Annotated in this window: 7 protein-coding genes; 4 read left to right on the top strand and 3 right to left on the bottom strand. The window is 69.3% G+C overall.

The features are described from left to right. Positions 1-155 precede the first annotated feature (155 nt). On the bottom strand, positions 156-389 hold the full coding sequence (locus tag G3N99_RS32060; RefSeq protein WP_041492720.1) for a hypothetical protein: 234 nt from the start codon (positions 387-389) through the stop codon (positions 156-158). A 360-nt stretch (positions 390-749) separates the two neighbouring features. On the opposite strand from G3N99_RS32060, the gene G3N99_RS32055 reads away from it, so the two are divergent. Genes G3N99_RS32055 through G3N99_RS32040 form a run of 4 tightly spaced genes read left to right on the top strand, consistent with a single transcriptional unit; the run spans position 750 to position 5,012 of the window. After that, the gene (locus G3N99_RS32055) at positions 750-1,955 is read left to right on the top strand and encodes an efflux RND transporter periplasmic adaptor subunit (RefSeq protein ID WP_174946349.1); all 1,206 of its coding nucleotides are present in this window, start codon (positions 750-752) and stop codon (positions 1,953-1,955) included. A 7-nt stretch (positions 1,956-1,962) separates the two neighbouring features. Then, entirely contained in the window at positions 1,963-2,661 is a 699-nt protein-coding gene (locus G3N99_RS32050) for an ABC transporter ATP-binding protein (RefSeq protein ID WP_011350637.1), read from the top strand. Between the two features lie 21 nt (positions 2,662-2,682). Then, positions 2,683-3,837 carry an ABC transporter permease gene (locus tag G3N99_RS32045; protein WP_206124384.1) on the top strand — a complete coding sequence of 385 codons (1,155 nt, stop codon included), beginning with the start codon at positions 2,683-2,685 and terminating at the stop codon, positions 3,835-3,837. Positions 3,838-3,845: 8 nt separating this feature from the next. Next, positions 3,846-5,012: an ABC transporter permease gene (locus tag G3N99_RS32040; RefSeq protein ID WP_174989515.1), complete on the top strand. Its 1,167-nt coding sequence runs from the start codon at positions 3,846-3,848 to the stop codon at positions 5,010-5,012. A gap of 16 nt (positions 5,013-5,028) precedes the next feature. Here the strand turns inward: G3N99_RS32040 and G3N99_RS32035 are convergent, their stop codons facing one another. Together G3N99_RS32035 and G3N99_RS32030 are read right to left on the bottom strand one after the other, a co-directional pair. Further along, on the bottom strand, positions 5,029-6,360 hold the full coding sequence (locus G3N99_RS32035; protein WP_206124383.1) for a carotenoid oxygenase family protein: 1,332 nt from the start codon (positions 6,358-6,360) through the stop codon (positions 5,029-5,031). A 17-nt stretch (positions 6,361-6,377) separates the two neighbouring features. Continuing rightward, on the bottom strand, positions 6,378-6,723 hold a 346-nt coding region (locus G3N99_RS32030; RefSeq protein WP_206124382.1), incomplete at its 5' end, for a DUF2239 family protein.

Here is a 6,723-nt window from a genome sequence, read left to right as displayed (position 1 = left end):
CACTGGCGGCGCATGCGCACGGTGGTCGACGCGATGCGCGCGCCGCCGCCAGCGCCGGCCGGCGAACACGAGGCCTGAAAAAACAAAACCCCGCATGCGTGAACATGCGGGGTTTCGCGACTGGCGGCCGGCGGTGCCGGCCCCGGGCGAAGCGCTTAGTTTGCTGCGCCTGCGTCGTTCGTGCCAGCTGCCGATGCGGCTGCGGCCTTCGCCTTGCCCTTGGCCGAACCGTGGTGCTTCAGCGCGTGCTTCGGCTTGCTGTGATCCTTCTTGGCCGGTGCCGGAGCGGCTGCCGACGTGTCGGCTGCCGGCGCGGACGCCTGTGCGAATGCCGAAACCGATGCGAGTGCGAATGCTGCGGCGATGATCGAAGCGAGCGTCTTCTTCATTGTTCTTCCTTTAGCGGAGAAAAAATCAAACGTACCGGTAAGTAAAGATGCGAGGCATTCGCATCGGAGCCCCAGGCCGCGAGGCCGGCTTTCGCCGTTCCTCCGCGACAAAACCTGACGCACTGGTTCCATAACGCACCGTGTTCGCGGAAAGTTGACACGTTGCTTGCGCCCCTCGGGTTTCCCCGGGGGAGCACGCGTATCCCGGTGTCGGCGACCGGTCGGGCAGTCGCCGCGGCGGCGGCGCAAACCGGCTCGCGCGCCATCGGGGCGACGCTTATACTGGCGTCCATCCGTCCCTTTCCCCGGAAACCGGATCGCGGCCGGTCGTCAGACCGCCGCCGTCTCGAGGCGCTCAAATTGCCCGATCACAATCTGGACAAACTGAAGATCGACCGGCGTCCGCTCGCGCCGGCGCCCCGCCGGCGCCGGTGGCTCCGCTATGCGGTCGCCGCCGCGGTCGTCATCGGCGCGATCGCCGCCGGCCTCGCGCTCACCGGCCGGCCGGCCGTCGAAACCACCGCCGTCACGTCCGCCTACCCGTACCAGAACGACACGCAGCTCAATGCGACCGGCTACGTCGTGCCGCAGCGCAAGGCCGCGGTCGCGTCGAAGGGCCAGGGGCGCGTCGAATGGCTCGGCGTGCTCGAAGGCACCCGCGTGAAGAAGGACGAGATCATCGCCCGCCTCGAAAGCCGTGACGTCGAAGCCTCGCTGGCGCAGGCGCTCGCACAGGTGAAGGTTGCCCGCGCCAACCTCGGCGTCGAGCAGGCCGAGCTGAAGGACGCCGAGATCGCGTTGCGCCGCACCTCGGTGCTCGCGCCCAAGGGCGCCGTGCCGGCCGCGCAGCTCGACACCGACACGGCCCGCGTGAACAAGGCCCGCGCGTCGGTCAACAGCGACCAGGCCGCCATCACGTCCGCCGAGGCCAACGCGCAGGCCGCGCAGGTCGCGGTCGACCAGACGGTGATCCGCGCGCCGTTCGACGGCATCGTGCTCGCGAAGCACGCGAACGTCGGCGACAACATCACGCCGTTCTCGTCCGCGTCGGACAGCAAGGGCGCGGTCGTGACGATCGCCGACATGGACACGCTCGAGGTCGAGGCCGACGTCGCCGAATCGAACATCGCGAAGATCCGCGCCGAGCAGCCGTGCGAGATCCAGCTCGACGCACTGCCCGACATGCGCTTCGCGGGCCGCGTGTCGCGCATCGTGCCGACCGTCGACCGCTCGAAGGCCACCGTGCTCGTGAAGGTGCGCTTCGTCGACCGCGACGACCGCGTGCTGCCCGACATGAGCGCGAAGATCGCGTTCCTGTCGAAGCCCGCGTCGGCGCAGGACCGGCAGCCCGTGACGGCCGTGCAGGCAAGCGCGGTCGTGGAACGCGACGGCCGGCCGGTCGTGTTCGTCGTGAAGGACGACGCCGTGCGCGCCGTGCCCGTCACGCGGGGCGAGCGGATCGGCGAACTCGTCGCGATCCGCGGCGTGAAGCCCGGCGACACGGTCGTGCTCGCGCCGGACGCGAAGCTGAAGGACGGCGCGAAAGTGACCGTCGCGAAGAAGTAGCGCACGCGTGAACGACGCCCCGCCGCCCCTCGTCGAGATCAGCCACGTCGCGAAGTCGTACCGGCGCGGCAACCAGATCGTGCCCGTGCTGACCGACATCACGCTCGACATCGGCGAAGGCGACTTCGTCGCGCTGATGGGGCCGTCCGGCTCCGGCAAGAGCACGCTGCTGAACCTGGTGGCCGGCATCGACCGGCCCGACAGCGGCGAGCTGCGCGTGGGCGGGCTCGACATCTCGCTGCTCGCGGAGGCGCAACTGGCCGAATGGCGCGCGGCGAACGTCGGCTTCATCTTCCAGTTCTACAACCTGATGCCGGTGCTCACCGCGTTCGAGAACGTCGAGCTGCCGCTGATGCTCACGCACCTGTCGCGCCGCGAGCGGCGCGAGCGCGTCGAGCTCGTGCTCGACATGGTGAACCTCGGCGACCGGACGAGCCATTACCCGTCCGAGCTGTCGGGCGGCCAGCAGCAGCGCGTCGCGATCGCGCGCGCGCTGATCACCGATCCCGTGCTGATCGTCGCCGACGAGCCGACCGGCGACCTCGACCGCGCGTCGGCCACCGACGTGCTCGCGATGCTGCAGCGGATGAACGCCGAGCTCGGCAAGACGATCATCATGGTGACCCACGACGCGCACGCGGCCGGCGCCGCGCGCTCGCTCGTGCATCTGGAAAAAGGGGAGCTGATCGATGGGCACGCCGGCTGACCGGCTGCGGGAGCGCGCGCGATGTTCGTGCTGAAGCTGATCGCGCGCAACGCGCTGCGGCACCGGCTGCGCACGCTGCTGACCGTGCTCGGGCTCACCATCGCCGTGCTCGCGTTCGGGTTGCTGCACACGGTGGTCGACGCGTGGTACGCGGGCGCGGCCGCCGCGTCCAGCGGACGGCTCGTCACGCGCAACGCGATCTCGCTCGTGTTTCCGCTGCCCGTGAGCTACGAGAACCGGATCCGCGGCGTCGACGGCGTGACGGCCGTGGTCCGCTCGAACTGGTTCGGCGGCATCTACCGCGATCCGAAGAACTTCTTCGCGAGCTTCGCGGTATCGGACAACTATCTCGACCTGTACCCGGAATACATCGTCCCGGACCAGCAGCGCGCCGATTACAACCGCGACCGGCGCGGCTGCCTCGTCGGGCGCCAGCTCGCGACGCAGTTCGGCTTCAAGATCGGCGACGTGATTCCGCTGAAGGGGACGATCTATCCGGGCACGTGGGATTTCGTCGTGCGCGGGATCTTCGACGGCCGCGACGACTCGACGATCACGCGCCAGTTGGTGTTCCACTGGGACTACCTGAACGAGACGGTGCGCCAGCGCACGCCGAAGCAGGCCGACCAGGTCGGCGTATTCGTGCTTGGCGTCGCCAACCCCGACGATGGCGCGTCGATCGCGCGCAACGTCGACGCGGTATTCAAGAACTCGCTCGCCGAGACGCTGACCGAGACCGAGCAGGCGTTCCAGCTCGGCTTCGTCGCGATGTCGAACCAGATCATCGCGGCGATCCGCGTCGTGTCGTACGTGGTGATCCTGATCATCATGGCCGTGATGGCCAACGCGATGGCGATGAGCGCGCGCGAACGCACGGCCGAATACGCGACGCTGAAGGCGCTCGGCTTCGGCCCCGGATTTCTCGCGCTGATCGTGTTCGGCGAATCGGTCGTGATCGCGGTGGCCGGCGGCGGGCTCGGGATCCTCGCGACGCCGCCCGCCGCGAGCCTGTTCAAGCAGGCGGCCGGCGGCATCTTCCCGGTGTTCAAGGTGTCGACCGAGACGGTCGCGCTGCAGGCCGCGTGCTCGGTCGCGGTCGGCTTCGCGGCGGCGATCGTGCCGGCGTGGCAGGCGGCGCGTGTGCGCGTGGTCGAAGGCCTCAGGGCAATCGGTTAGGTTTGCACATGGCGATCCCGCTCAACTACATCGCGCGCAACCTGTGGACCCGACGGCTCACCACCGCGCTGACCGCCGGCGGGATGGCGCTCGTGATCTTCGTGTTCGCGACGGTGCAAATGCTCGACGCCGGGCTCACGAAGACGCTCGTGTCGACCGGTGAACCCGATAACGCAGTGGTGATCCGCAAGGGCGCCGAAACCGAGATCCAGAGCTCGATCGACCACCAGCAGGCCAATGCGCTCGAGATGCACCCGGCCGTCGCGCTCGGCCCCGACGGCCGGCCGCTCGTGTCGAAGGAAGCGGTCGTGCTGATCTCGCTGGTGAAGACGTCGACCGGCAAGCCGTCGAACGTCGTGATCCGCGGCGTGTCGCCGGCCGGCCTCGCGCTGCGCCCGCACGTGAAGCTCACAGCCGGCCGCCTGTTCACACCCGGCTCGTCGGAGATCATCGTCGGCAGCGCGATCGCGAAAGGCTTCAGCGGCACGCAACTCGGCGACAGCCTGCATTTCGCGCAACGCGACTGGACCATCGTCGGCATCTTCGACGCGGGCGGCAGCGGCTTCGATTCGGAGATCTGGGGCGACGTCGACCAGCTGATGCAGTCGTTCCGGCGCACCAGCTATTCGTCGATGGTGCTGCGCATCCCGAGCGCCGACGGCTTCGCGCGCTTCAAGGCCGACATCGACGTCGACCCGCGCCTCACCGACGAGGCGAAACGCGAGCAGACCTTCTACGGCGACCAGTCGAAGGCGCTGTCGACGTTCATCAACATCCTCGGCATCACGCTGTCGACGATCTTCTCGATCGCCGCGATGATCGGCGCGATGATCACGATGTATGCGTCGGTCGCGAACCGCGTCGCCGAGATCGGCACGCTGCGCGCGCTCGGCTTCAAGCGCATGAACGTGCTCGCCGCGTTCCTGCTGGAAGCGCTGCTGCTCGGCTTCGTCGGCGGTGTCGCGGGGCTCGCGTGCGCGTCGCTGATGCAGTTCGCGTCGTTCTCGACGACCAACTTCCAGACCTTCTCGGACCTGTCGTTCCGCTTCGTGCTGACGCCCGCGATCGTCGTGAAGACGCTGCTGTTCTCGCTCGTGATGGGGCTCGTCGGCGGGTTCCTGCCGGCGATGCGCGCCGCGCGGCTGAAGATCGTCGACGCGCTGCGCGCACAGTGACGCGCGGCCCCGTCGCTCAGTGCGCGCGTGGCACCCATGCACCGTGGAACCCGGCCGGCACGCGGCGCGGCAGGTGCACGGTCGCGACCGGCCCCGCGTCGATCGCGCGCGCATCGAGGATCACGACGTCGTTCGTATCCGTCGCCGCGCGGTAGACCATCACCAGCAGCCAGCCGTCGTCCTCGTCGACGCCGCCCGGGCGCGGCACGAACACCGGCTCGCTGTTCTGGTCGCCGGCCGGCACCGCGTAGCGCGTCGTCGTGCCGCTCGCGTGGTCGAAGCGCATCACGCCGCGCATTTCCGCGTTGTTCGGCTGCTCGACCGCATACAGATAACGGTAGCGGCGCCCCGTCCGGCTTTCGTTGATGCGCGGCATCTCGATGCCGCCGTCGGCGAGCGGCCCTTCGTCGATCAGCCCGTTCGCCGTATCGATCACGTAGCGCCACAGCTCGCCGACCGGGTTGTCGGCAAAGCGGCCCGTGCCCGCGTCGAGCCGCAGGAACGACGGATAGCGCACCGCATCGAGCACGATGCACGACGCGTCGCAGTCGTACGCGTTCACGACATGCAGGATGAAACACGGCTCGACCTCGAACCAGCGCACCGCGCCGCCATGACGCGGAATCACGCCGATGCGCGCGGGCCGGTCGTCGTGCCAGCGCAGCGGCATCCGGTAGCCCTGCTTCAGCAGCGAGAAGTCGTAGCCGACGTTCAGGTCGAGCAGCAGGCTGCGGGTTTCGGTGATCGCGAGGTCGTGCATCATCGACGGTGCGCTCAGGTCGATCTCGATATCGACGCGCTGCACGCCCTGCGCATCGGCCACGCCGTAGCGCAGCCACGGTGCGCGCCAGTCCGCGCGGAACGCGATCAGCTCGCCGGTCACCGGATCGACCTTCGGATGCGCGGTCATCCCGCCGCCGAGGCCAGCGTGCCGCGCCGGCACGCCGAGCGAATCGAGCGCGGCCGTGATCGCGAACGGCGCGCCGCCCTCCGACAGCGCGAGCAATTCGCCGGCATGCTGCAGCACGTTCACGTTCGGGTTGGTGTCGGGCAGCTGCGATGCCGCTTCAGGCGCATGCACGGCGGCCCACCGCTGCGTGCGCGCCCAGCGGTTCCGGTAGCCGGTCGCGCGGCCGCCTTCGAACGCGATCGCGTGCAGCATCGCGGCTTCCGGCCACCACGACAGCATGTCGCTCCCTTCGAAGCGGCCGCCCGGCGGATTCGGGCCGTTGCGCAGCAACGTGCCGGCGAGTTCGTGCGGGATCGCGCCGGTCACGCGCAGATCGACGAGATCGACCTCGTCGGCAACCGGCGCGATCGCGCCGCGGTTCAGATCTAATGCGGTCATGTCGTCCGATGCTCCTTTCAGCAGTCTTCGGTGGACGGCGGCAGCTCGCCGCGCGCCAGCGCGAGCGCATGGTCGCGCACGTCTTCCGGCCAGCCGGCGATCAGCTCGGCGAGCCGCGTCAGGTCGTTCGCATACAGCGCGCGCGCGGCTTCCTCGAAACCGGGCAGGTCGCCCGCCATCGCCGACATGAAGTGATAGGCGCGCGCCTGCGCGTCGCGGAGTCGATCGGCCGCTGCATGCGTGCGCCGTGCGTCCTCGACGAGCTTGCGCAGCGCGACCGACGCGCCGCCCGGCTGCGTGGCCAGCCATTCCCAGTGACGCGGCAGCAGCGTGACCTCGCGCGACACGACGCCGAGCTTCGGC

The sequence above is a fragment of the Burkholderia sp. Ac-20392 genome (assembly GCF_017104585.1).
Taxonomy (GTDB): Bacteria; Pseudomonadota; Gammaproteobacteria; order Burkholderiales; family Burkholderiaceae; genus Burkholderia; species Burkholderia lata.
The sequence above is the reverse complement of the archived record's forward strand: the minus strand, read 5'-3'. Positions and strand labels throughout refer to the sequence as shown.